This is a genomic window from Bdellovibrionales bacterium (assembly GCA_041662785.1).
Classification (GTDB): Bacteria; Pseudomonadota; Alphaproteobacteria; order UBA9219; family UBA9219; genus UBA8914.
Window position 1 is genome coordinate 104,344 of sequence record JBAZRW010000004.1, and the last position, 24,644, is coordinate 128,987.

Annotated in this window: 16 protein-coding genes; 10 read left to right on the forward strand and 6 right to left on the reverse strand. The window is 56.1% G+C overall.

Translation table 11 applies throughout. The features are described from left to right. Positions 1-105: 105 nt before the first annotated feature. The 3 genes from WC612_04910 to WC612_04920 form a co-directional block, all read right to left on the reverse strand. Positions 106-1,632 (reverse strand): aminoacyl--tRNA ligase-related protein, encoded by a 1,527-nt coding sequence (locus WC612_04910; protein MFA6280111.1) that lies wholly within the window; start codon positions 1,630-1,632, stop codon positions 106-108. A 74-nt stretch (positions 1,633-1,706) separates the two neighbouring features. Beyond that, on the reverse strand, positions 1,707-2,264 hold the full coding sequence (locus WC612_04915; protein MFA6280112.1) for a hypothetical protein: 558 nt from the start codon (positions 2,262-2,264) through the stop codon (positions 1,707-1,709). Between the two features lies 1 nt (position 2,265). Continuing rightward, positions 2,266-4,914, reverse strand: coding sequence for a valine--tRNA ligase (locus WC612_04920; protein MFA6280113.1), 2,649 nt, complete (start codon positions 4,912-4,914; stop codon positions 2,266-2,268). 90 nt (positions 4,915-5,004) lie between these two features. On the opposite strand from WC612_04920, the gene WC612_04925 reads away from it, so the two are divergent. Next, positions 5,005-5,418, forward strand: coding sequence for a CoA-binding protein (locus WC612_04925; protein ID MFA6280114.1), 414 nt, complete (start codon positions 5,005-5,007; stop codon positions 5,416-5,418). Positions 5,419-5,427: 9 nt separating this feature from the next. Here WC612_04925 and WC612_04930 read toward each other — a convergent pair whose 3' ends face one another. Further along, positions 5,428-6,096: a TetR family transcriptional regulator gene (locus tag WC612_04930; GenBank protein ID MFA6280115.1), complete on the reverse strand. Its 669-nt coding sequence runs from the start codon at positions 6,094-6,096 to the stop codon at positions 5,428-5,430. 421 nt (positions 6,097-6,517) lie between these two features. Between WC612_04930 and WC612_04935 the strand changes: the two genes are divergently transcribed. The 3 genes from WC612_04935 to WC612_04945 are packed head-to-tail and all read left to right on the forward strand — an operon-like array spanning position 6,518 to position 12,168. Then, positions 6,518-7,978 carry an efflux transporter outer membrane subunit gene (locus WC612_04935; protein ID MFA6280116.1) on the forward strand — a complete coding sequence of 487 codons (1,461 nt, stop codon included), beginning with the start codon at positions 6,518-6,520 and terminating at the stop codon, positions 7,976-7,978. Then, a complete protein-coding gene (locus WC612_04940; GenBank protein MFA6280117.1) occupies positions 7,975-9,105 on the forward strand; it encodes an efflux RND transporter periplasmic adaptor subunit in 1,131 nt (376 codons plus the stop codon). The genes WC612_04935 and WC612_04940 overlap by 4 nt, the downstream gene beginning before the upstream one ends. A gap of 3 nt (positions 9,106-9,108) precedes the next feature. Continuing rightward, positions 9,109-12,168 (forward strand): efflux RND transporter permease subunit, encoded by a 3,060-nt coding sequence (locus WC612_04945; GenBank protein MFA6280118.1) that lies wholly within the window; start codon positions 9,109-9,111, stop codon positions 12,166-12,168. On the opposite strand, the gene WC612_04950 is transcribed toward WC612_04945, so the two are convergent. Next, positions 12,165-14,699 (reverse strand): penicillin-binding protein 1A, encoded by a 2,535-nt coding sequence (locus tag WC612_04950; protein MFA6280119.1) that lies wholly within the window; start codon positions 14,697-14,699, stop codon positions 12,165-12,167. The two genes, WC612_04945 and WC612_04950, sit on opposite strands and share 4 nt — an antisense overlap. A gap of 161 nt (positions 14,700-14,860) precedes the next feature. Here WC612_04950 and WC612_04955 point away from each other — a divergent pair, with 161 nt between their 5' ends. The 6 genes from WC612_04955 to WC612_04980 all read left to right on the forward strand — a co-directional run bounded on the left by WC612_04955 (position 14,861) and on the right by WC612_04980 (position 23,260). Further along, positions 14,861-16,519, forward strand: coding sequence for a carbamoyltransferase C-terminal domain-containing protein (locus WC612_04955; GenBank protein MFA6280120.1), 1,659 nt, complete (start codon positions 14,861-14,863; stop codon positions 16,517-16,519). After that, positions 16,516-17,268 (forward strand): ComF family protein, encoded by a 753-nt coding sequence (locus WC612_04960; protein MFA6280121.1) that lies wholly within the window; start codon positions 16,516-16,518, stop codon positions 17,266-17,268. Before WC612_04955 ends, WC612_04960 begins: the two co-directional genes overlap by 4 nt. 258 nt (positions 17,269-17,526) lie before the next feature. After that, positions 17,527-19,026: a transcription termination factor NusA gene (gene nusA, locus WC612_04965; protein ID MFA6280122.1), complete on the forward strand. Its 1,500-nt coding sequence runs from the start codon at positions 17,527-17,529 to the stop codon at positions 19,024-19,026. A 26-nt stretch (positions 19,027-19,052) separates the two neighbouring features. Continuing rightward, positions 19,053-19,706, forward strand: coding sequence for an RNA-binding protein (locus WC612_04970; protein ID MFA6280123.1), 654 nt, complete (start codon positions 19,053-19,055; stop codon positions 19,704-19,706). Then, positions 19,703-22,411 carry a translation initiation factor IF-2 gene (infB, locus tag WC612_04975; protein MFA6280124.1) on the forward strand — a complete coding sequence of 903 codons (2,709 nt, stop codon included), beginning with the start codon at positions 19,703-19,705 and terminating at the stop codon, positions 22,409-22,411. Before WC612_04970 ends, infB begins: the two co-directional genes overlap by 4 nt. A 195-nt stretch (positions 22,412-22,606) precedes the next feature. Then, the gene (locus WC612_04980) at positions 22,607-23,260 is read left to right on the forward strand and encodes a LysE family transporter (GenBank protein ID MFA6280125.1); all 654 of its coding nucleotides are present in this window, start codon (positions 22,607-22,609) and stop codon (positions 23,258-23,260) included. Between the two features lie 238 nt (positions 23,261-23,498). Here WC612_04980 and WC612_04985 read toward each other — a convergent pair whose 3' ends face one another. Then, positions 23,499-24,632, reverse strand: a complete 1,134-nt coding sequence (locus tag WC612_04985; protein ID MFA6280126.1) for a hypothetical protein — start codon at positions 24,630-24,632, stop codon at positions 23,499-23,501. Positions 24,633-24,644 lie beyond the last annotated feature (12 nt).

Consider the following 24,644-nt stretch of genomic DNA (forward strand, 5'->3'; position numbering starts at 1 on the left):
AGCAAGGCGTTAACCGAAAGATGTTTCTTTTTAACTTTCGATTCGACGTACAGTATGCCACTCAACATTCTTATCGTTAAGTTAATTTTTTTCTAAATGCCCATCTTAATACGCTCTTGCAAAGATAACGTCTAGCGTGGCGGGTTTGCCGGTTAGGACGCATACGCCTTCACGGCCATCCTGATCGAACGGGATGCAGCGCACGGTCACGCCCAAAACGTCCAGCTTGGCCAGCGAGGTTTCATCGCCGCACCATTTGGCGCGGATAAAGCCTTGGCCGCCTGTAAAGCCGCCGTCCTCATCCTTGCTGAAATAGGCTTCGAACGCCGCCCAGTCCTTAATGTTGGAGACAAGGCGCGAGGCGCGGAAGGCCGCCGCCGTATCGAACAGCGCTTGCTGAATCGTGGCCAGCTCTAGCCCGATGTTGCCGACAAACGTGCCGCGTTCGTCAAAGCGCTTGCCGTCTTCCAGCTTGTCGCGGCGCGTGACGCACACCTTGCCGCTGGCGATATCCTTCGCGCCAATCTCGACGATTAGCGGCGCGCCTTTCTTAATCCAGTCCCAACGCTTTTCGCTGCTTTGGATATCGCGGGCGTCCACCTTGACGCGCAGAGGCGTGCCCTCCAGCGTTTCGTTGAGCAAATCGGCCTTTAGCTTTTCGCAGGCGGTCATAATTTCATCCTTGGGCGAATCCTCGCGCAGGATCGGGATAATCACAACCTGATAGGGCGCAACGCGTGGCGGCATTTTCATGCCGTTATCGTCGCCGTGAGTCATGACAAGCGCGCCAAGCAGCCGCGTGGACACGCCCCATGATGTCGTGTGGACATAGTCCAGCGAGCCTGTGCGGCTTTGGAATTGAATGTTGCAGGCTTTGGCAAAGCTGTGTCCCAGATAATGCGACGTGCCCGCTTGCAAGGCGCGGCCATCTTGCATCATCGCTTCGATGCAATAGGTGTTGACCGCACCCGGAAAACGCTCAGCCGCGATCTTCTCACCTGTGATAACTGGGACGGCCAAAACTTCCTCACAAAAGGCGCGGTACACTTCCAGCATTTGCTTTGTTTCATACATTGCGTCGTCTTTTGTCTCGTGCGCGGTGTGGCCTTCCTGCCAAAGGAACTCGGCTGTGCGGAGCAAAATGCGTGGCCGCATTTCCCAGCGCGACACGTTCGCCCATTGGTTCAAAAGAAGCGGCAGATCGCGATAGGACTGAATCCATTTGCTCATGGACTCGCCGATGATGGTCTCAGAGGTCGGGCGGATGATAAGCGGCTCTTCTAGCTCGCCATCAGGAACCAGCTTGCCGTCCGCGTTTTTCGTCAGGCGGTGGTGGGTGACAACGGCCATTTCCTTGGCGAAGCCCTCGACATGATCGGCCTCGCGTTGGAAGTAGCTCAGCGGGATATACAGGGGAAAATAATAATTCTCATGCCCCGTATCCTTAAACCGGCGATCAAGGTCATGCTGCATTTGCTCCCATGTGCCGTAACCCCATGCTTTCAGGATCTGGCAGCCGCGCACGCCCGATAGCTCGGCAATGTCGCTGGCGCGCACGATCTTCTGGTACCACTCGTTATAGTTTTCCGCGCGGGTGGGCGAGATGGCGGTCTTGGGGGCTTTGGTGTTCATGGTTTTCATCACTTCATTAAAGGAAGGAATTACCATACGGCATTTTTGATCCGTTTTCTATACGCTTTTTGCGCTTATTTCGTCGGTTTCAGGCACAATACGGCCAGATTATCCTGCTGCGCATCGGAAAGGGGTTGGCCGTTGAACAGAACCTTATCTCCCCGCAGGGTGAGCGTTCCCAGTTGAATGTCGTTCCTTGCCATGGCCGAGGCGGGCAGGGCGGAGGCGTCCATTTTCAAAAAGCTCATCAAATCGACGGTAAGCGGGATGGTCAGTTCGTCCGGCAGGGCAAAGGTGTTAGAGTTATCCAAATCCGCAGGAACCACGGCTTTACCGTTCACGTCCACTCCAGCCTGATAGGCCATGTCGGCGCTGGGCGTGTGTTTGACAAGCTGCTGGCAAAACCGGTCATCGACGGCTGGCGCAGGGGCGGCGAGGGTAGAGACGCTCGTTATAGAAAATAAAACAAACACCGTCATCGCGAGGCGCGAAAGCGCCGTGGCGATCCAGCTTGCCGCGCGTCCGCGCGGCAGAAGAGTCATATGCGCCGCAGACGCGGCGCAGCTGGATTGCTTCGTCGCATTTGCTCCTCGCAATGACGTTAAAAGGAAGAGGTTGTTTCTTAATCTCACCTTATCCCTCCAGTCCCTTTCGTGCGGCATCAAGCTTGGTGATCATAGAGGTTGCGTTTTCTTTGCGCTCGCGATGTTCGTCCAAGATTTCCTGAGGCGCGCGGGAGACGAAGTTTTCGTTCGCCATCTTGGCGTCCACCTTTTTAATCTCGTCCTGCCACTTCGCAATTTCCTTGGCGAGGCGCGCTTTTTCCTGCGCGATGTCGATCACGCCTTCCAAAGGCAGAATGAGCGTCGCTTCATCGACCACGGCTTGCGCGGCGTTCTTGGCTGCCGCATCCGTGAGAGTCATGTCGCTAAGTCGCGCCATCTTCTTGATGATTGCGTCATGCGTGGCAAGGCGCGTTTTTGTCGTCTCGCTCGCTCCCTTGATCAAAAGCTTGATTTGCGCCCCTGCCGGAACATTCAGCTCGGCGCGGACGTTGCGCACCGACGTGATCAAACGCGTGACCCAATTCATTTCCGCGCCCGCGTTTTTATCAATGGCGATAGAGGAAACAGGCCACGCGGTTGTGATCAAAAGCGTGCCGTCGCCGACGATTTGCTCCCACAATTCCTCGGTGATAAAGGGCATAAAGGGGTGCAGAATCTTTAGCATTTGCGCGAGCACCCACGCCGTCGTGGCCTTGGTTTCCGCCGCGATGGCCGCATCGCCGCCTTCGGCCAGCAAGGGCTTCGTGAACTCCAGATACCAATCGCAGAACGTGTTCCACACGAAATCGTAAACCGCATGGGTGGCAAGGTCGAAGCGATAGGCGTCAAGATGCGCGGCCACGGAATCCGCCGCCGCCATCGTCTCGCCGATGATCCATTTGTTGACGGTGTGCTGGGCGCTGGCGGGATCGAACGCGGCATCCCACGCGCAGCCGTTCATCTGGCAGAAACGCGCCGCATTCCACAGCTTGGTGGCAAAGTTGCGGCTGGTTTCGATGCGCGAGGTGGCAAGTTTAATATCGCGTCCCGGTGTGGACAGGTTCGCCAGCGTAAAGCGCAACGCATCGCAGCCATATTGGTCAATGGTGACCAAAGGATCGATGATATTGCCCTTTGACTTTGACATCTTCTGGCCTTTTTCATCGCGAACAAGCGCGTGGATATAAACCTTGCGGAAGGGCACATCATCCATAAAGTGCAGGCCCATCATCATCATGCGGGCAACCCAGAAGAAGATAATATCAAAGCCCGTGACCAGCACATCGGTGGGATAATACCGCGCTAGCTCCGGTGTTTTCTCTGGCCAGCCCAGCGTCGAGAACGGCCACAGCGCGGAGGAAAACCATGTGTCCAAAACGTCTTCATCACGCGTGAGGGTAACTTTGTGGCCATGTTTTTGTTCAGCTTTCGCATGGGCTTCCGCTTCGTCATGCTCGACAAAGACGTTGCCTTCTTCGTCGTACCACGCGGGAATCTGATGCCCCCACCAAAGCTGACGGCTGATGCACCACGGCTCGATATTGCGCATCCATGCGTAATAGGTGTTCGTCCATTGCTCTGGCACGAATTGGGTGCGGCCATCTTCAACGGCTTTCAGCGCGGGCGCGGCGAGTGTTTTGGCATCGCAATACCATTGTTCGGACAGCCACGGTTCAATGGGCACGCCAGAGCGGTCGCCATGCGGAACCGTGTGAACGTGCGGCACGATTTGATCCAAAAGCTCAAGCGCCTCCATATCCGCAACGATCATCTTGCGGGCGGCAAAACGCTCCATCCCGCGATATTTTTCCGGCACGTCGTCATTCAGATGCGCGTGCGCGTCAAAGATGTTGATGATCTCCAGCTTGTGCCTTTTGCCGACGGCAAAATCGTTGAAGTCATGCGCGGGGGTGATCTTCACCGCGCCCGTGCCTTTTTCAGGGTCGGCGTACTCGTCGCCGATGATGGGGATAAGGCGTCCCACCAGCGGCAGCTTGACCCTCTTGCCGATCAGGTGCTTCAGCTTCTCATTTTCGGGATGAACGGCGACGGCGGTATCGCCCAGCATCGTTTCGGGGCGTGTGGTGGCGACGATGATAAACTCATCTGTGCCTTCAATCGGGTATTTGAAGTGCCACAGGTTGCCTTTGACTTCCTTGGCCTCTACCTCCAAATCGGAAATGGCGGTCAGCATCTTGGGGTCCCAGTTCACAAGGCGGTTGTCTTTATAAATCAGCTTTTCATTATAGAGTTGCACGAAAACCTTGTTCACGGCCTTGTTCAGCGCGGGGTCCATCGTGAAGCGCTCACGCGGCCAATCGAGAGAAGCCCCCAGACGGCGCAGCTGCTTGGTGATTGTGCCGCCGGACTCGGCCTTCCATTCCCAGACTTTTTCCAAAAACTTCTCGCGCCCCATCTCACGGCGGCCAACATTGTTGCCTTGCGCGGCCAGTTGACGCTCCACCACCATTTGCGTTGCGATGCCCGCGTGATCCGTGCCCGGTTGCCACAGCGTGTCCTTGCCCTTCATGCGCTGATAGCGGATGAGCGTGTCTTGAATGGTAAAGGTAAGACCATGCCCCATATGAAGGCTGCCCGTCACGTTGGGGGGCGGGATCATGATGCAATAGGGTTCCGCCTTAGATGTTGGATCGCAGGCGAACGCGCTGGCCGCTTCCCACTTGGGATACCATTTGGCTTCGGTGGCGGCGGGGTCGTAATTCTTTTCGATAGGCATAGAAGGGATCCTGTACTTTTATAAATTGTTCACGGGTTTCAAGATAAAACGGAAAAGACCCCTAAGTCCACCCGAAAGCAGGAGAAAACGATGCCTTATCGCGATCTTTCCCACCAAGAAATCCTCGCCCTTATGGCCGATGTCCACACCATTGCTCTTGTGGGGGCCAGCGATAAGGAAGACCGCGCCAGCCACGGCGTCATGCGCTTTCTGCAAAGGCAGGGCTATCGCGTCATTCCCGTTAACCCAGCTTTGGCGGGGCGGGAGCTGCTCGGCGAGGTCGTTTACGCCAATCTGGCCGACATTGCCGAGCCTATCGATATGGTGGATATTTTCCGCAATAGCGAGGCCGCAGGCCCTATCACGGACGAGGCCATCGCCAAGGGCGCAAAGGTCGTGTGGATGCAGCTGGAGGTTGTTAACGAACCCGCTGCCGAGCGCGCTCTGGCCGCTGGCCTAAGGGTCGTCATGAACCATTGCCCCGCCATGGAGCTGGGGCATTGAGGGGGCGTCCTAGGCCGTTCTTTTGGGCGCGGGTTTTTCCGTGATCGCATAAGCCTTGCCGCTTGGCGTGAACGAGGCGAACAGCGCATCGATAGAGGCGGCATAAAGCCCGTCGCGGTGCTGCGACGGCGTGGCATACTCCGTGTCCAGATGCAAAAAACCGAAAAAGAGCCCCTGCAAAGCAGCCGCCGCTGTGGCGGGAGCCCATGGAGCGGCCAGTTGGCCGTTCTTTTCGGCCTGATGTAAAATACGGATTAGGCGATCACGCACGCGATTACGCGATTCCGTGTTGCTGGCGCTTAGGGCTTGCATCTCGGCAACATATTCGCAGCGTTGTGTCAGGATGGTAAAAACACGCCGCCGCATCGGATCGTTCAGCATGGCGTGAAGAGTCTCTAGCCCCGTTTTATGGAGAAGGCCCAAGGGGTCGTCGCTAGAGTCCTGAGCTAACCGCTCTAAAAGAGCCTCGTTGGGTGAGAAAACCTCGGTCGCCAAGGCCGTCAGCAAAGCCACCTTGTCCTTAAAATGCCAGTAAATCGCGCCGCGCGTCACGCCCGCAGTTTCTGCGATTTCCTGCAAGGACGCCCGCGCCACGCCGCGTTCGTAAAACACGGTTGTGGCCGCGGTCATAATGGCCTCACGGGTCTTTTGCGATGCTTCTTTTGTTTTACGGGCCATTGGATGTTCAGGGGTTAGGGTTCAGAAAAATTATCCTCCCCTTGCGGGAGGGTCGAAATTGCGTAGCAATTTCGGGGAGGGGTTAGAATTTGATCAGGCATGACAGTTTGACCCCTCCCCGAAAAATTATCCCCCTTCGGGGTCTTATTTTTCGACCCTCCCGCAAGGGGAGGGTGATTTTGACTTGTTTACTCTGTTAAAAGTGAACTGTTTTGGGGATAGTCTCTAGCCTTCCTTGATCATTTTTTCTCTTGACAAACATACATACATGAATGTATGTTATCAACTGAATTCTTGAGGAGGATTTGAAATGCCGATGGATTGTTTGGTTAATTTTCTGTTAAAGTGCTTTACCTGCTTGGGAAATAGGTGCGCTATCAGGGCGCTTTTTTCCCGACCCCATCCCGCGAAAGACTATAACATGATGAAATTCAACACTGTTTTTCTTTCGTCTTGGCTTTTGGCCGCTTTGCCTCTTTTGGGCGGTTGCGCCGTTGGCCCAGACTTTAAAACGCCGGAGGCTCCGACTGTCGCTTCCTATGGCGAAAACGGGATGCCAAAGGCCACGGCTGGTGCCAAAACCTCGCTGGGCGGCGTTCAACGCTTTTTGGCGGGCGGCGATGTGCCTGCCGCGTGGTGGACTTTGTTCGAATCCGCGCCGCTCAACGATTTGATCACGCAAGCTGTTAAAGCCAACCCGTCGCTGGAAGCCGCCCGCGCCTCTCTTCGAGTCGCGCAGGAAACGGCGACGGCAAGCTACGGCGGCTTTTTCCCATCACTGGATGGCAGCGCCTCGGACAATCGCAAAAAAACGTCGGCGGCAGGGCCATATACGCTGTACAACGTCGGCGTTTCTGTTTCCTATACGCCCGATATTTTTGGCGTGACGCGTCGCACGACCGAGGCGGCGGATGCCGCCGCCACCGCGCAGCGGTTCGAGCTTGAGGCCGCCTATTTGACGCTGACGGATAATGTTGTCACGACGGCGGTACTAGAAGCCTCGCTGCGTGAGCAGATCAAGGCGACACAAGAGATCATTGCCGCGCAGAAAAAACAGTTAGAGCTGACAAAAGCGCAGCTGGACGCCGGCGCTATTGCGGCGCCTGCCTATCTGGCGCAAGCGGCTACCGTCTCGGCCAGCGAAACGGCACTTCCTCCGCTTGAAAAGCAATTGGCGGCCTCGCGGAATTTGATGGCGGTGTTGCTAGGGCGTTTCCCCAGCGAAGGCGTAGGCGCGACCTTCACGTTGGCTTCGTTCAAGCTGCCCAGCGATTTGCCGCTCACGTTGCCCTCCAAACTGGTGGAGCAGCGCCCCGATATCCGCACCGCGCGCGCCAATCTGGAAGCCGCCAATGCCGAGATCGGTATCGCGATGGGCGCAATGCTGCCGCAGTTTCCTTTGACGGCTAGCTATGGCGTGAGCGCGGGCGAAATCGCCAGCCTGTTCACGCCCGGCACGGCTTTGTGGGGGCTGGGTGCGGGCTTGCTGCAACCACTCTTCAAAGGCGGCGAACTCCTGCACAAAAAACGCGCCAAAGAAGCCGCTTTTGATGCCGCTGCCGCGCAGTATCGCGCCACCGTTCTGGCCGCCTTTCAAAACGTTGCCGATAGCCTGAAAGCTTTGGAGAGTGACGCCGCTTCGCTGAAGGCGCAACTGGCGGCTGAACAAGCCTCGGCCCAGTCGCTTGCGCTAACGGAAACGCAATTCAAGGCGGGCGCGATCAATTACGTCGCCCTTCTGGCCGCGCAAAGCTCTTATCAAACCGCCAAGATCGCGTTGATCAAGGCTAAGGCCTCACGCCTGTCCGATACCGCCGCTTTGTTTCAAGCGCTGGGCGGCGGCTGGTGGGGACGGACAGCAGAAAACGGAGAAGCCCAATGAAGAAACGCATGGCTATCATGCTGGTTTTATGCGTCCTCGTGTTAGGGGGCGTATTTGGATTTAAACTCTTTGGCAAGTCGATGATGATGAAGGGCATGGCGGCGATGAGCAACCCGCTTCAGACGGTTTCGACCATCACGGCCACGTCCCTGCCTTGGCAAAGCGAGCTTAAGGCCGTGGGCACGCTGCGCGCGGCCAAGGGCGCGGATCTGTCGCCCGAAATCGGTGGCATTGTGGAAAATACCTTTATGGAATCCGGCCAAGATGTGGATGAAGGTACGGTTTTATTCCAACTGCGCAGCGGTGACGATATTGCCAAGTTGCAGGCTCTTGTCGCGCAGGCGAGGCTGGCCGAGCTTACCGTGGCGCGTGATCAGGCCTTGATCAAAACGCAAGCCATCAGCCAAGCGACGCTAGAGACCGATATGGCGGGGCTGGAAAACCTGAAGGCGCAGATCGAGGCGCAAAACGTCACGCTGCAAAAGAAAACAATTGTCGCGCCTTTTTCGGGACGCCTTGGGATCCGGCAAGTCGATGTCGGCCAGTTTGTACCTGCGGGCACGACGATGGTGACGCTGCAACAACTGGATCCTTTGTTTATGGATTTCTTTGTGCCGCAACAGGAGCTGGCGAGAATTCAGGTTGGCCAGAAACTGGCCGTAAGCGCCGATGCTTATAAGGATAGGATCTTTGAGGGCGAGATTGTGGCCATCGGGGCCAAGGTGGATGACAAAACGCGCAACATCGACGTGCGGGCGTCGCTTAAGAATCCAGATAAAGTCTTGCGTCCCGGTATGTTTGCCTCAGCGGCGCTATCCACGGGCGCACCGCAAGCCTTTGTGACGTTGCCGCAAACGGCGATCACGTTCAATCCCTATGGCAGCACGGTTTATATTATCAAGGACGGCGGCGTGGACGAGGGCGGGAAGCCCAAGAAAACTGCGACGATGACCTTTGTGGAAACAGGCTTAACGCGCGGCGATCAAATCGCGGTTTTGAAGGGCGTTGCCGAAGGCGATGAGGTCGTGACCGCAGGACAACTTAAGCTGCGCAATGGCTCTTCCGTGATTATCAATAACACGGTTGTGCCGACGAACGATGAAAATCCGGCCCCCAAGGATCGATAAGTCATGAATTTCACCGAAATCTTTATCCGTCGTCCTATTCTGGCCACCACTGTCAGCTTGCTGATTTTGGTTTTGGGGCTTCGCGCCGTTTTTATGCTCCCCATTTTGCAATACCCGCGAACCGAAAATGCGGTGGTCACGGTCACAACCGTTTATTATGGCGCGGATGCGGATATCGTGGCGGGCTTTATAACCACCCCGCTTGAAAACGCTATCGCGCAGGCGAACGGCATCGACTACATGACCTCTAACAGTCAAAGCGGCGTTAGCACGATCACGGCCAATTTGCGCCTCAACCACAATTCCAACAACGCGCTGTCGGAAATCACGAACAAGGTGAACTCGGTCATCAATCAATTGCCGCCGCAGGCGCAAAAGCCCGTGATTTCGATGAGCATCGGCCAGACCATCGCCGCGATGTATATCGGCTTTCGAAGCAATAGCCTTTCGCGGGGCAGTATTTCCGATTATCTTTTGCGCGTCGTGCAACCGCGCTTGCAAGCTGTTGAGGGCGTTCAAACGGCGGCGATTTTAGGGGCGCAGAACTTTGCCCTGCGGGCATGGCTTGATCCGGAAAAATTGGCGGCTCATGGCTTGACGGCGGCTGACGTGTCGGCGGCTTTGGCAAAAAATCATGTCATTTCCGGCCTTGGCATGACCAAGGGTCAAATGGTGCAGGTCAGCCTTAGTGCTTCCACCGATCTGCGTTCCTTGGACGAATTTCGTGAGATGATCGTCAAGCAAGAAGGCGGCGCGATCCTTCGCCTTAAGGATGTGGCCAACGTTACGCTTGGCTCTGACTCGTATGATGAGCGGGTTGGCTTTGACGGCAAGGATGCCGTTTATATCGGTATTGAAATCGCCCCTACCGCCAATTTGCTGGATGTGATCGGGCGTATCCGAACCGTTTTTCCTACCATTCAGGATGAGCTTCCCACAGGGCTTGAGGGCGAAGTCATTTATGATTCCACAAAGTTCGTCAACAACGCGATTAACGAAGTGGTGTGGACGCTGGGTGAAGCGGGGCTTATCGTCACGCTGGTCATTTTTCTGTTCCTTGGCTCGCCTCGTTCGGTTTTTATTCCCACGATTGCCATCCCGCTTTCGCTCATCGGCGCGTTTACGATGATGATGCTCTTTGGCTTTTCGATCAATCTTTTGACGTTGCTCGCGCTTGTTCTGGCCATCGGCCTTGTCGTCGATGACGCGATCATCGTCGTAGAAAATGTTGACCGCCATATGGAGGAAGGGCTTTCGCCCCTTGACGCGTCGATTAAGTCGGCGCGTGAGTTGGCCGCCCCTATTTTGACTATGACGACGGTTTTGATTGCCGTTTATCTGCCCATCGGCTTTCAAACGGGATTGACGGGCGCGCTCTTTACCGAGTTTGCCTTTACGCTTGTTGGCGCGGTCACCGTCTCCACGATTGTCGCCCTGACGTTGTCGCCCATGATGTGTTCGAAGTTTTTAAAGCCGCATCGCCATGAAAGCACCGTCTGGCACGAAGAGCTGGTCGATTGGCTGGAGGTGAAGTTTGAGCATCTGCGCCAAAGGTATGAGCGCGTGTTGGATCGCAGTTTTAATTTTCTTCCCGTCACAGTCGTTTTCTCTGTGATCGTTTTGGGGAGCACTTATTTTCTGTACACGACCTCACGCGCTGAGCTGGCCCCGCAAGAGGATCAAGGCGTGGTCATGGCCTTTGCCACCGCCGCGCCCGACGCGACGCTAGAGCAGCGCCTTTTATACTCCCGCGAGGCGTATAAGATGTTTTCTGCCTATCCTGAAACCGAGCATGCTTTTCAGCGCGACTTTGTCGGCCAATCTTTTTATGGCATGGTGCTGAAGCCGTGGAATAAGCGTTCGCGCACGTCTAATGATCTTCAGCCGCTTCTTCAGAAGGATATGAGCAGCATCACTGGCCTAAAGGCCGTGGCGTTGCAGCCGCCGTCGTTGCCAGGGGCTCGCGGCTTGCCCGTCCAGTTCGTGATCAAGACGACGGAAGGCTATGATCGTCTGCAACAAGTCGCCGATGATTTCTTGAAAACCGCGTTGGCCAGCGGCACGTTCATGTTTTTGGATACGGATTTAAAGTTCGATCTTCCCCAAGCCACGGTGCAGATTGACCGCGACAAGGCGGCGCAAATGGGCCTGTCGATGAGCGATATCGGTGGGGCGCTTAGCTCAATGCTGGGCGGCGGCTATGTCAATTATTTTAGTTTTTCGGGACGGTCCTATAAGGTTATCCCGCAAGTCGAGCAAAAAAGCCGCCTGAATAGCGATCAGTTGAAGGATTATTATATCACGACCTCTAGCGGCGATTCTGTGCCTCTTTCCACCATCGTCACGATGACGACCAAGGCCGTGCCCCAGACGCTTAATCATTTTCAACAGATGAATGCCGCGACTATTTCGGGCATGATGTTTCCCGGCATTGGTCTTGGTGATGCGCTCACAAAACTGGATGGCATGGCTCAAGCGTCTTTGCCGCAAGGCTATAGCGTCGATTACGGCGGGCAGGCGCGTCAGTTTGTGCAGGAAAAAAGCGGGTTTGTGATGACCTTTTTGTTTGCGCTTGTCATCGTCTATCTTGTTTTATCCGCGCAATTTGAAAGTTTCCGCGATCCCATCACAATCCTGATTTCTGTGCCAATGGCCATTGCGGGCGCTTTGCTTTTTATCTCTTTGGGTCTGCACGGCGCGAGCGTCAACATTTATACCCAAGTCGGCCTTGTGACTCTGATGGGCCTTATCAGCAAGCATGGTATTCTTATCGCCGAGTTCGCCAATAAGCTGATGCTGCAGGGGATGAGCAAGCGGGAGGCCATCGTTCATGCCTCTGGCGTGCGTCTACGTCCCATTTTGATGACCACAGCCGCCATGGTGCTGGGCGTCATGCCGCTGGTGATCGCAACGGGCGCGGGCGCTTTATCGCGGTTTAATATGGGGCTTGTTATTGCGGCGGGGCTTTCGATTGGTACGCTATTTACGCTGTTCGTCCATCCCGCCGTTGTTCTTATGATCGGCGAAGATCACAGCAAGAAGGCGGCTGCACCTAATACCTAATACAACCCGCCTGTGCCTTCGGTGGCTGAGGGGTTGGTGGGCATAGCGGGTGTGGCGGCAGGCGCTGTGCCGCTCGGCGCTGTTCCCTCGGGTATCGTTCCATCAGGTGTGGCTGCGGGAGGGTTAACGCCGTTCGCAAACTCACCCGTGACGCTGCCGTCCAGAACGGGGCGCGTTTCCGCTTCCTTGGGCTCCGTATCGGGAATAAAGGCTTCCCAAATACCGGACGGGTTAGTCGAGGGGGTCAGGTTGCCCGTGGCCGGATCGACGCGCACCATGCGAAGACCAGAAGGGATGCGGAACGGTACGGCCATCTTATCTTTCATCGCTTCCGCCATAAAGTTCTGAAAGACGGGGATGGCGACGCTCGCGCCCGTTTCATGGCTGCCCAGCGATTGAGGCTCATCAAAGCCGACATAGACCGCCGCGACCAGATCGGGCGTAAAGCCGACAAACCACGCATCGCGGCTGTCGTTTGTTGTGCCCGTTTTGCCCGCGAGGGGAAAGCCCAAAGCTTTGAGCCGTGCGCCTGTGCCGCGCTGCACGACGCCTTCCAGCATCGAGGTCATTTGATAAGCCGTGCGCGGGTCTTGGATTTGCACCCGCGTGTCGGGCATGTCGGGCGCAGCGATCCCTGCGCTCCAGTATTCAAGCTGGCAGCCCTCGCAAGGGCGCGTATCCGCCCGCCAGATGGTGCGACCATCGCGGTCTTGCACGCGATCAATAATGGTCGGCGTTATTTTCTTCCCGCCGTTCACGATCATGCCATAGGCGGCGGCGAGGCGAAGGGGCGTGGTTTCTTTAGCGCCCAGCGAAAAGGACAAAAGGTTCGGCATGTCATCCACGACGCCGAATTTCTTGGCCTCTTCCACGACGGCGTCCATACCGATGGCGTTGGCGAGGCGCACGGTCATGACATTGCGCGATTTTTCGATGCCGACGCGCAGCGGCGTTGCACCATAAAACTCTTGCGAATAATTTTCAGGCCGCCAAAGCGGCATGTTCGGCCCTTGGACATATTCAAACGGCGCGTCCAGAACGAGGCTGGAAGGCGTAAAGCCTTTGTCCAGCGCGGCCATATACACAAACGGCTTAAAGGATGAGCCGGGTTGGCGATAGGCCTGCGTTGCTCGGTTATATTGGCTGATTTTCGCGCTAAAGCCCCCCGTCATGGCAAACACGCGCCCTGTGTGGGGATCCAGCGCGACAATCGCGCCCTGTACGACGGGCACTTGGCGCAGGGTATAGGAACCTGCCGGATAGGCCTTGCCTTTGTCGTCTTTTTTGGCTTCTTCCACCAAAATAACATCGCCAATGTCCAGAACGTCCGCTGGTTTCTTGATGGCAGGGCCAAAGGTATTATCTTTTAGCTCGCGCCGTGCCCAGCTCATCTCCCCCCACGGCAGATGCCCGCGCGTGCCGTCCACGACCGCCAGCTCTGCCTCTTTGGCCGAAAGGCCGATCACAACGGCCATCGTCCATATCTCGCCGCCCGCTGGTACGGGGATAGCCTTTAATTGCGCGTTCCAGTTTTTCAAGGAGTCCAAATGCGCCACGGCGCCGCGCCAGCCGCGATTGCGGCGGTCATAGTCCACAAGTCCGTCGCGCAAGGCTTTCGTTGCCACATGCTGCAAATGCGGATCAAGGCTGGCTTTCACCGCAAGGCCGCCTTCTAATACGGGCTTATCGCCAAAAAGACTTATCAATTGGCGGCGCACTTCTTCGGTAAAGTACTCGCCGCCTTGGACGACTTCCGCCTCATCGCGTGCGCGCGTTTGCAAGGGTTCTGCCGTGGCGGCCTCGGCTTGCTCGCGGGTCAGGCGGCCATCGGCCTCCATACGCGACAGCACCCAATTGCGTCGCGCCACGGCGGCGTCATGATCGCGTACAGGGTGGTAGTTATTGGGCGCTTTGGGCAGCGCCGCCAGATAGGCGGCCTCGGCATGCGTCAGCTCATCCAGTGATTTGTTGAAGTAGTTGAGCGCGGCCGATGCCACGCCATATGAGCGTTGGCCCAAGAAAATCTCGTTCAGGTATATCTCTAGGATGCGGTCTTTGGTGAGCGATTGTTCAAGGCGCTGCGCCAGAATAATCTCTCGCACTTTGCGGGCGATGGAAACTTCGTTGGTCAGCAGCATGTTCTTGGCGACCTGCTGTGTGATCGTGGACGCGCCCATCGGGTGACGATCCCGTCCAACGTTTTGTAGGTTGGTGATGGCGGCGCGGATGATGCCAAAGATGTCCACACCCGCGTGTTCATAAAAATTTTGGTCTTCAGCCGACAAAAAAGCGCTAACAACGAGGGGAGGGATGGCCTTGATCGGCACAAAGATGCGCTGTTCAGCGGCGATGGTGGCCATCATGCGTCCATCATCGGCGTAAAGGCGCGTCATGATCGGTGGCTGGTAGTCCTTAAGGTAGGTGTAGTCGGGCAGATCGTGGCCGTAATGCTGAAAGAGCAAAAACAGCGCGATCACACCACTGACAGCGACCAGAAACAAAAAGGAAAACAAACCAGCCAGAACGCGCATGCAAAACCCGTAAGAAAAGAAGCGAAAGGGGGAAGAGGTATAAGGAGTCCCTGTTCTTTTAGCCCAAACCATCCCGTTTGTAAAAAGCGGAAGAACAAGCCTTTCTTTTTGCGGGCTTTCCCTGCTAAATAAGGAGGTTAGCCCTTCAGAAAAGACCTCTCATGGATATCCTTGGACTCTCATGTTTCGATACAGACAGCGCGGCGTGCCTTGTGCGCGATGGCGTTGTTGTTGCGGCGGCTGAGGAAGAACGCTTTTCCCGCCTCAAGCATGAGGACGGCTTTCCCGAAAACGCGCTGCGTTATGTTTTGCAAGAGGGCGGGATTACGGGCGCGGCGTTGGACGCTGTTGTCTTTTACGAAAAGCCAGCCTTGAAGCTTAAGCGTTTGTCAGGGCCACAGGCGGCGTCCTATCGCGAAAATACGCAAGCGCTTGCGGCGCGGATTCAGGCGACGTGTGGGGCTTCCCCCAAGCTGATCGAGATTGATCACGCGCTTTCCCATGCGGCGCTGGCCTTTTACACCAGCCCGTTTCAGGAGGCCGCTATTCTGGTGGTCGATGGCGTGGGGGAGGTGGCGACGACCAGCCTTTATCGCGGGCAGGGCTCGGCGCTAGAGCTTGTGCGCGAGGTCGCGTATCCGCATTCGCTGGGGCTTTTTTATACGGCGATCACAAGCTATCTGGGGTTTGAGGCGCATGAGGGCGAGTATAAGGTGATGGGGCTGGCTCCCTATGGCCAGCCGCTTTATCGGGACGTTTTAAGCGGTTTAATTGCGTGGCAAGAGGACGGCGGTTTTACGCTGGATCTGTCTTGTTTTTCTATGGACGCGGGAGAGTTAGAGGTTGGCCCCAAGCTGGCCGCGCTGCTTGGCGGCGCGCCGCGAGAGCCGGAAGCCCCTCTTTCGCAAAGGCATAAGGACATTGCCGCCTCGCTGCAAAAGGTGATGGAGGAAGCCTTGCTGCATTTGGCACAAGGCGCGAAAGAAGCCACAGGCCTAAGCCACCTTTGCCTGACGGGTGAGATGGCGCACAACATCGTTGCCAATGCGCGGCTGCGTGATGCGAAAATCTTTGATGATCTTTTCATCCCGTTTGCGGCGGGCGATGGCGGCGCGGCACTTGGTGCGGCGCTGCAGGGGTATTATGCGTTGTCGGGCGCACCTCGCCGTTATGACAGGTTGACGCCTTACCTTGGCCCCGCCTTTTCGGACGAGGCTTGCCGCGCCGCGTTGGATCGGCAGGGTGTGCGCTATGAAGTGTTGCCGCGTGAGGCGCTGCTTTCGCGGGTCGCGAAGCTTTTGGCCGAGGATAAGGTGGTCGGCTGGTTTCAAGGACGTATGGAGTTCGGCCCTCGCGCCCTTGGCAACCGTAGCCTTTTGGCCAATGCGCGGCGTGGCAGCATGAAGGAAACGCTCAACGAGCGCGTCAAGCACCGTGAGGCGTTCCGTCCCTTTGCGCCCGTTGTGCTGGTCGAACAAGCGGCGACCTATTTTGAGCTAGAGGGCGAAAGTCCCGCCATGCTTTATGCAGCGCAGGTTCGCCCCGATCAAAGAGAGGTGATTCCTGCCGTGACGCATATTGATGGCTCGGCGCGGCCCCAGACTCTCCGGCGCGAGGACAACCCTCTTTTCTACGATTTGATCGTGCAGACGGCGGTTTTGACGGGCGTGCCCGTTTTGGTCAATACGTCCTTTAACCGGCGCGGTGAGCCGATTGTGGCCTCGCCCGACGATGCGCTGACGTGCTTTAAGGAAACGGCTATCGATGCGCTGGTGCTGGGGTCGTTTTTGGTGGTTTCCCAACAAGGGGCAAAGCCATGACGTCTTTTCTCAAGCGGCTTCATGGTTGGGCGCGGGGCGTGCTGAGGCCTTTATGGGATATTTTGATGCCGCCCCTCTGTTTGGGCTGCGATGCGCATGTCACAGAAAACCAGACCCTTTGCGCCGCGTGCTGGAAGGCGATTCATTTCGTGAACGCGCCTTTCTGTCCGTGTTGCGGCGCGCCGTTTGATTCGCCGATGGGTGAGGGCGCGTTATGCAGCGTGTGCCTTGCCGAGACGCCCGCCTTCACGGCGGCGCGGAGTGTCTTTTTGTATGATGAGGCCAGCAAGCCCCTTTTGCTGCGCTTTAAACATGCCGATCAATTGCAGGGGTTGCCGTTGTTTGTGCAGGGGCTCGCGCGGGCGGGGGAAGTTTTTTGGCCGGAGGTTGACGGAATCGTTCCCGTCCCGTTGCATCGCTGGCGGCTTTTGAAGCGGCGCTATAATCAGTCTGCCTTGTTGGCCACCGCCTTGGGCAAGCGCGTTCAAAAGCGGGTTTTGGTCGATGCCTTGGTGCGCGAGAGGCCTACGCCGCCCCAAGGGCACTTTTCGAAAAAGCAGCGCCTTTTGAATGTGCGTGGCGCGTTTGCCCTGCGCGGCGGCGTGGACGTGCGTGGCCTTAAGCTCATTGTGGTGGATGACGTAATGACGTCGGGCGCGACGGTTAATGAATGTGCCCGAATCCTCCTTGCGGCGGGGGCAGCGCGGGTGGATGTCCTGACGCTGGCGCGGGTTAAGGGCGCGGATTGATTCTGGGGATAACAGCCTGAACCATCAGATTCATAAGAGAAAATCGTGGTTAAAAGGAGTGGGCGTCACGAAAGGGGGCTTTTTAAGCTTAACATCGCTGCGATATCTCTTGCTTTTTGCGTGGGTGAGTCTATGATGCGTTGCAAATCCGATGGTTAGTATGAGCGGTGGGCCAAAAGCCCGCCTTTTTTATTGCCCAAAGCGGGTGGTTTCCAAAACAGATTAGGTTCACAGCAAGGTTTAGGACGAGGTTCGAAAATGGAATTGTTGCATGTTGCCGATGCGGTCGCGCGTGAAAAGAACATTGAGCGCGATGAGGTCTTGGAAGCGATGGAGCAGGCTATTCAAAAAGCTGGCCGCGCCAAATATGGCTATGAGCATGATATCCGTGCGACGATCGACCGCAAGACGGGCGAAGTTCACTTGCAGCGCTATTTGCTGGTCGTCGAAACGGTTGAAGAAGAACATACGCAGCTGACGTTGAAAGCCGCGCGTAAGACCAAAGCCGATGCCGCGCTGGGCGAATACATTATTGACGACCTTCCCCCCATCGATCTGGGCCGCATCGCGGCGCAGACGGCCAAGCAGGTTATCGTGCAAAAAGTGCGCGAAGCCGAACGTCGTCGCCAGTTTATCGAATACAAGGATCGCGTGGGCGAAATTATCAGCGGCACGGTCAAACGCGTCGAATACGGCAATATCACTATCGATTTGGGCCGCGCCGAAGCGCTTTTGTCGCGTGATGAAAGCTTGCCGCGCGAGCATTTCAAGAATGGCGACCGCGTTCGCGCCTATATCTTTGACGTGCGCGAAGAGCAGCGCGGCGCGCAGATTTTTGTCTCGCGCACCCACCCCGTCTTTATGGCCAAGTTGTTCTCGCAAGAAGTGCCTGAGATTTATGACGGCGTGATCGAAATCAAGTCCGTGGCCCGTGACCCCGGAAGCCGCGCGAAGATCGCCGTGCTTTCGAATGACAGCTCGATCGATCCCGTCGGCGCGTGCGTCGGCATGCGCGGCAGCCGTGTTCAAGCGGTTGTGGGCGAACTTCAAGGCGAGAAGATTGACATTATTCCTTGGTCGCAAGATCCGGCCACGTTTGTCGTGAACGCGCTGGCTCCCGCCGAAGTTGCCAAGGTCGTGCTGGACGAAGACAACCACCGTATGGATGTTGTTGTGCCGGATGAGCAGCTGTCGCTGGCCATTGGCCGTCGTGGGCAGAATGTGCGCCTTGCCTCCATGCTCACGGGCTGGGACATCGATATTCTGACCGAGAAGGAAGAGTCCGAGCGCCGTCAGGAAGAGCTGCGTAGCCGCACCGAATTGTTCATCGAAGCCCTGTCGGTTGATGATGTGATTGCCCATTTGCTGTGCAGCGAAGGCTTTACCCGCGTCGAGCAGATTGCCGACACGCCTGCCGATGAGCTGGCGGAGATCGAAGGCTTTGATATCGAGGTCGGGAGCGAGCTGCAACAACGCGCTCGTTCATGGCTGGCTGAAAAGGCGGCGAAGCTTGAATCCACGCGCCTTGATTTGGGCGTAACCGACGATGTGATGGGGCTTGCCCATATGACGGTTGAGATGGCCGTGAAGCTGGGAGAAAAGGACCTTAAGACCCTTGACGACGTTGCTGATTTGGCGGGCGATGAGCTGCGCGAAATCGTGGGCGAAGACGAGATTACGCTCGCGCGTGCGAATGACATAATTATGGCGGCCCGTGCGCATTGGTTTGCGGATGACGCTTCTGCTCCTACTGAATAAGATGAGGACCAACGGAAGATATGTTGATGGTAGAAACTTCCTCACGCGATGCCACGGACACGCAGGCGGCCTTTGTGTCGCCAGCGGAGCGCCGTTGCCTTGTCACGGGCGAGTCTAAAGCCAAAAGCGATCTGATCCGTTTTGTCGTCGGCCCCGCGAATGTTGTTGTTCCCGACCTCACCTTACGCTTGCCTGGGCGTGGCCTTTGGGTGAGCGCGACGCGCGAGGCGCTGACCCGCGCGATCACCAAAAACCTGTTCTCCCGTGCGGCCAAGACCAAGGTCACGGTTCCCCCCGATCTTCTGGATCAAGTCGAAACGCTGCTTGCGCGGCGGTGCCTGTCGCTTTTGGGCCTTGCCAAAGGCGCGGGCGCGATTGTCACGGGACAGCCCCAAATCGAACATGCTCTTTCGCATAGCGGTTTGGCGTCGATCCTTTTGGCAGCCGATGCAGGGCGCGATTGCCGCAAGAAACTTTCTCGTGCCCATGTGACTGAGGCAGGTTTTTCGCGTACCGAGCTGGGCGCGGCGCTGGGTCATGATCATCTTGCCTCTGTGGGATTGAAGCCCCACGCCCTAACGGAAAAGCTTCAAAAGGAATGCGCACGCTGGCAAGGGGTCAGGGCCAAGGACAGTGATTTAACCGATAAAGACACGACGGAAAGCAGTGAAGAACGATGACGGATAAAGAGCCTAAAAAAGTTCTCAGTCTTGGTGGCAAGCCTACGCTTGAGCTGAAAAAGACGCCTGTTGCTGAAGTTAAAGTCAGCGGCGGCGCAGCGGGTGGCGCGGGCAGCGTGCGCCAAAGCTTTTCGCATGGTCGGTCTAAGACCGTCGCGGTTGAAGTCAAGCGCAAGCGCACCGATAGCGCCTCGCCGACCGTCGTTAAAAAGGACGGCGTGACAGGCGCGCGTGCTAGCGCCTTGGGATCCAAGATTGCCGTTGGTGGAGCCGCTCCTTCTGGGGCAGGTCGCCAACTGACGCAAGAAGAGCGTGAATCGCGCATGCGCGCGCTACGCGGTGCGGTGATCGATAATGAAAGCCGCCGCAAAATCGCGGAAGAGCTAGAGCAAGAGCAGGTCTTTGAGTCTGCGCCCCAACCTGAAGAGCCTGTTGCTGAAGATATTACGCTTTCTCCGCGTGAAAGACTCCGTCAGCGTGAGATGGAAGAGCTGCAACAAATTCAGGCGCAAGAACGCGTCGATAGCGAACAGCGTAAGCTGGATGATGAAAAACGCGCCAAGACTCTTGCCGCCAGCGGCATGCGCCGTGGTGAGGGCGAACGCGGCAAGGCAGGCGGGATGCGCGGTGCGGACATGACCGCCGAGCACGCTTTGTCCCTGTCGCCGCGTCGTGGTGTGGCCCCTGTTGTCACCACGGAAGAAGAGTCGGATGAAGGCGGCGCTCGTCGTGGACGTGGCGGACGCGGTGCGCCCCAGCAACGGCGCAGCAGCGGCGCACCTTCGGGTGATCGTCGCCGTGGCGGCAAGATGACCGTGACGCAGGTTTTAGAGGGCGAAGAGGGTGGACGCCACCGCTCGGTTGCTGCGATGCGTCGCCGCAGTGAGCGTGAAAAACGTCAAGCGATGGGGACCCAAGAACAAGTCAAGCAAGTGCGCGATGTTATTATTCCTGAAGTCATCACGGTGCAGGAATTGGCCAACCGCATGGCCGAGCGTGGCGTGGACGTTATCAAATCGCTGATGAAAATGGGCGTGATGGTAACAATTACGCAAAGCATCGATGCCGATACGGCGGAATTGGTGGCGACCGAGTTCGGCCATCGCATTAAGCGCGTGGCGGAATCGGATGTTGAATCGGGTCTGTCGCTTATTGAAGATACGGCGGAAAACATGCTGCCGCGTCCCCCTGTCGTCACGGTCATGGGCCATGTCGATCACGGCAAGACTTCTTTGCTGGACGCTTTGCGCTCGACCGATGTTGTCGCGGGCGAAGCAGGTGGCATTACGCAGCATATCGGCGCGTATCAGATTGTTCTTCCCAAGCCGATGCACGGTTTTGACCGCATCACCTTTATTGATACCCCGGGCCATGCGGCCTTTACCGAAATGCGCGCGCGCGGCGCGAACGTCACGGATATCGTGGTGCTGGTCGTCGCCGCCGATGATGGCATTATGCCGCAAACGATTGAAGCCATTCGCCATGCCAAGGCGGCTGGCGCGCCGCTTATTGTGGCGATCAACAAATGTGATTTGCCTGCCGCCAATCCGGATCGTGTTCGCCAAGAGCTTCTCTCGCACGATGTTCAGGTGGAAGAAATGGGCGGCGAGGTTCTGTCGGTCGAGATTTCGGCGAAGAAGCGCACAGGCCTTGATAAGCTGCAAGACGCGATCTTGTTGCAGGCGGAAATCTTGGATCTGAAGTCAAATCCTGACCGCGCCGCCGAAGGCGCTGTGGTTGAGGCTAAGATGGAAAAGGGTCGCGGCTCGGTCGCTACCGTTTTGATCCAACGCGGCACGATCAAGGTTGGCGATATTTTTGTGGCGGGCGCAGAGTGGGGACGCGTTCGCGCCCTTATCAACGATCACGGCAAAAATGTGCCAACGGCTGGCCCCGCCATGCCTGTCGAGGTTATTGGCCTGAATGGCACGCCTGTGGCGGGCGATGAGTTGGCCGTTGTGCCGACCGAAAGTCGCGCGCGGGAAATCAGCGAGTTCCGTATGCGTCGCCGTCGCGCTTTGGCTTCGGCCACGACGCAACGCGGTACGCTTGAACAATTGATGGAAAACATCAAGGCCGGATCGGCCAAGGAGTGTGCCGTTTTGATCAAGGCTGACGTGCATGGCTCGGTTGAGGCGCTCAAAACAGCGCTGGTCAAATTGTCCGAGGATAATACCGAGGTCAAGGTGCGCGTTCTGGATGCTGCGGTTGGCCCTATCACGGAGTCCGATGTCACGCTGGCGAACGCGTCGCACGCGATGATTATTGGCTTTAACGTTCGTGCCAACCCGCAGGCTCGTGAAATGGCCAAGCGCGACGGCATTGAAGTGCGCTATTACTCGATCATCTATAACGTGATCGATGATGTGCGGCAGGTTCTGACGGGCATGCTCGCCCCAGAGTTGCGCGAGAAGTTCCTTGGCAACGCGCAAATCCTGCAGGTATTTAACATCACCAAGGTGGGCAAGGTTGCGGGCTGTAAGATCACCGAAGGCATCGTCAAACGCGGGGCCAAGGTTCGCCTGCTTCGCGACAACGTCGTGATCCACGAAGGCGCTTTGAAGACGCTTAAACGCATGAAGGACGAAGTCAAGGAAGTGCGCGAGGGCTATGAATGCGGCATGGCGTTTGAAGCGTACGACAACATGCAGGCCGACGACGTGATCGAATGCTTTGAGATTGAAGAGATCGCACGGTCGTTGTAGGGGGGCATTCAGGATTCTGGATTCGGGATTCAGGGAAGAAAAGGCTTCGTGGCGGCGCGAGGCAATCCATCACCTGAAATGGCTGAGAAGAGCGCCAGTCTGAAATTTAGGAAATGCATAACTACGCTTCCTGTAGCCACTTGCGACGACGAATAATAGAGTGTGTAGGATGATGAAAAATAGGGGGAAAAGAACGTGACCCATCTTTCAATATATTTCGTCCAGTGGTTGACATTAATTGCTCTCTTTTCGATCGCGGTGATGTCACCTGGGCCTGATTTTGTTGTTGTGGTTCGTAATTCTGTGGCGCATTCACGACGCGCTGGTGTTTTTACGGCACTCGGTCTTGGTCTTAGTATCCTTGTTCATGTGACGTACACTGTTGCAGGCATTGCGACGCTGATTGCGCAATCAATTATGCTCTTTAATGTCATTAAGTACGCTGGTGCGGCCTATCTTATCTATCTTGGCATTCAAGCCCTTCGCTCGCACGGGATGGGACGGGCGACGGTTGATCGGGCGCTGAAAGCTGAAAAGAAGATTAAGCCTGTGTCCGATGCTGCGGCATTTGGGTCTGGCTTTTTGACGAACCTTCTTAATCCCAAGGCGACGTTGTTTTTTTTGGCCATTTTTAGCCAGATTATCAAGGGGGATACGCCCATAGTGTGGATGGCTGTATATGGCATTACATGTAGCGTTATTATTACGGCTTGGTTTAGCCTTGTGGCTTTCGTGTTGACGCAAGCGAAAGTCAGGAATGCGTTTCTGAAAGCTACAAAATGGATTGATCGTGGCTGTGGACTGGTTTTGATGGGGCTTGGGATTAAGGTTGCCTTGAGTTCGCGGTAATACCAATCAGCCCATGAATAGACCCGTGAAGAAAAAAAGGAAATGGGATCCCCGCTTTGCCCTTTCGCCCGCCGCAAGCGCGGCGGGACGAGGGCGCGGGGATGACGATAGTGGGTTAAATTAAAACATAAATCTTGTCATTCCCGCGTAAGCGGGAATCCCGTTTGTTTTCTTTCATCACAATCACTTTACCGGAGTTAGATTTTAAGCGGGGATCCAGTTTGGCTTTCCGTTAGCCTTACTTCTGATTTTGTGGCGCGGCAGGGGCTTGGGCCTTGTGTGAGGGGCGCGATGGGGCAGCTTCATGGTGTCTTGTTAGGTTTGGACTGAAATGTTCCGCAGCGTCCAAAATCTTTTGCGCGAGGGTTTCGGCCAGCGGATTTTCCTTAAAAGCGCCTTGCTCAGTCAGCGTTCGCAAAAGCGAATAGCCCTTGGCTGGATTCTTTTGAATGGCCTCCTGCATCCACGTTCTATAGGGATCATTAGAAAGCTGAATCTTAAGGCGCTGGCTCCACGATGAATTTGTGCGGCTTGCCTTAAGTAAAGAGCTTCGGATTTCTTGGACGGCAACGTTGATATCTTTTGGCGAGGGAGGCGTTTGCCCATTCATGTCGGCCTCCAGATGCGGCGCAAACCAATAGATGGGGCGATCCGTCAAGAGCCCCATATAACGCCCCCGAATCCATGCGCGGGCGCTTTCTCCCTGCGGGTTGTTCGCAGCGGTTACCTGAAGCGCGAAGCGATCACAGGCCAGCTCTTCCCAAAATTGATCATGTTCTGTCCTGTCGTTTTCTACGACCATCATGGTGTGGGCGACCTCATGAAGATTAACGGTAAGGTGGACATTATAATTTTGAGGGTATTGGACAAGGTGTTTTTCGGGAAGGCCCGTGAACAATGACCACAAGGTTTTGGGGTTCCCTTGAGGTGGAAACAAAAACAACTTGGCGCTGTAAGGAACACCGAGGGCAGAGGGATCTTTAGGTTTACTTTGAGGATAGGGATAGATGACGTGACGTTGCCCCATATCCATAGAAAGAATGGTCTGGCCTTCTGGAAGGGTTTCAAGCTGGCGCAGAAGATCGGGATGATTAGTCAGATGTTCAAGATTGGTATAATTGATGGGGAGATTGAAAGACGCAACTTTCTTCGCTAGATCAAAAGGAATGATTTTACGGATAGCCTCAACCCGACGTGCATTTTCGAAGGGGGATAGAGGCAGGCCGTGGAGGATTTGATCCCAGCCTTCAAAAGTGGATAAATCATGGGAAGAAACCTGATAGCCTGTCAGCGCCCATAGGGCGCGGTTGTTAAGGCCGTTTTGTAAAGGCTGGGGATCGAGAACAAGGGAATGTTTCTTTTTGTTTGTCACTTTTGATCACCT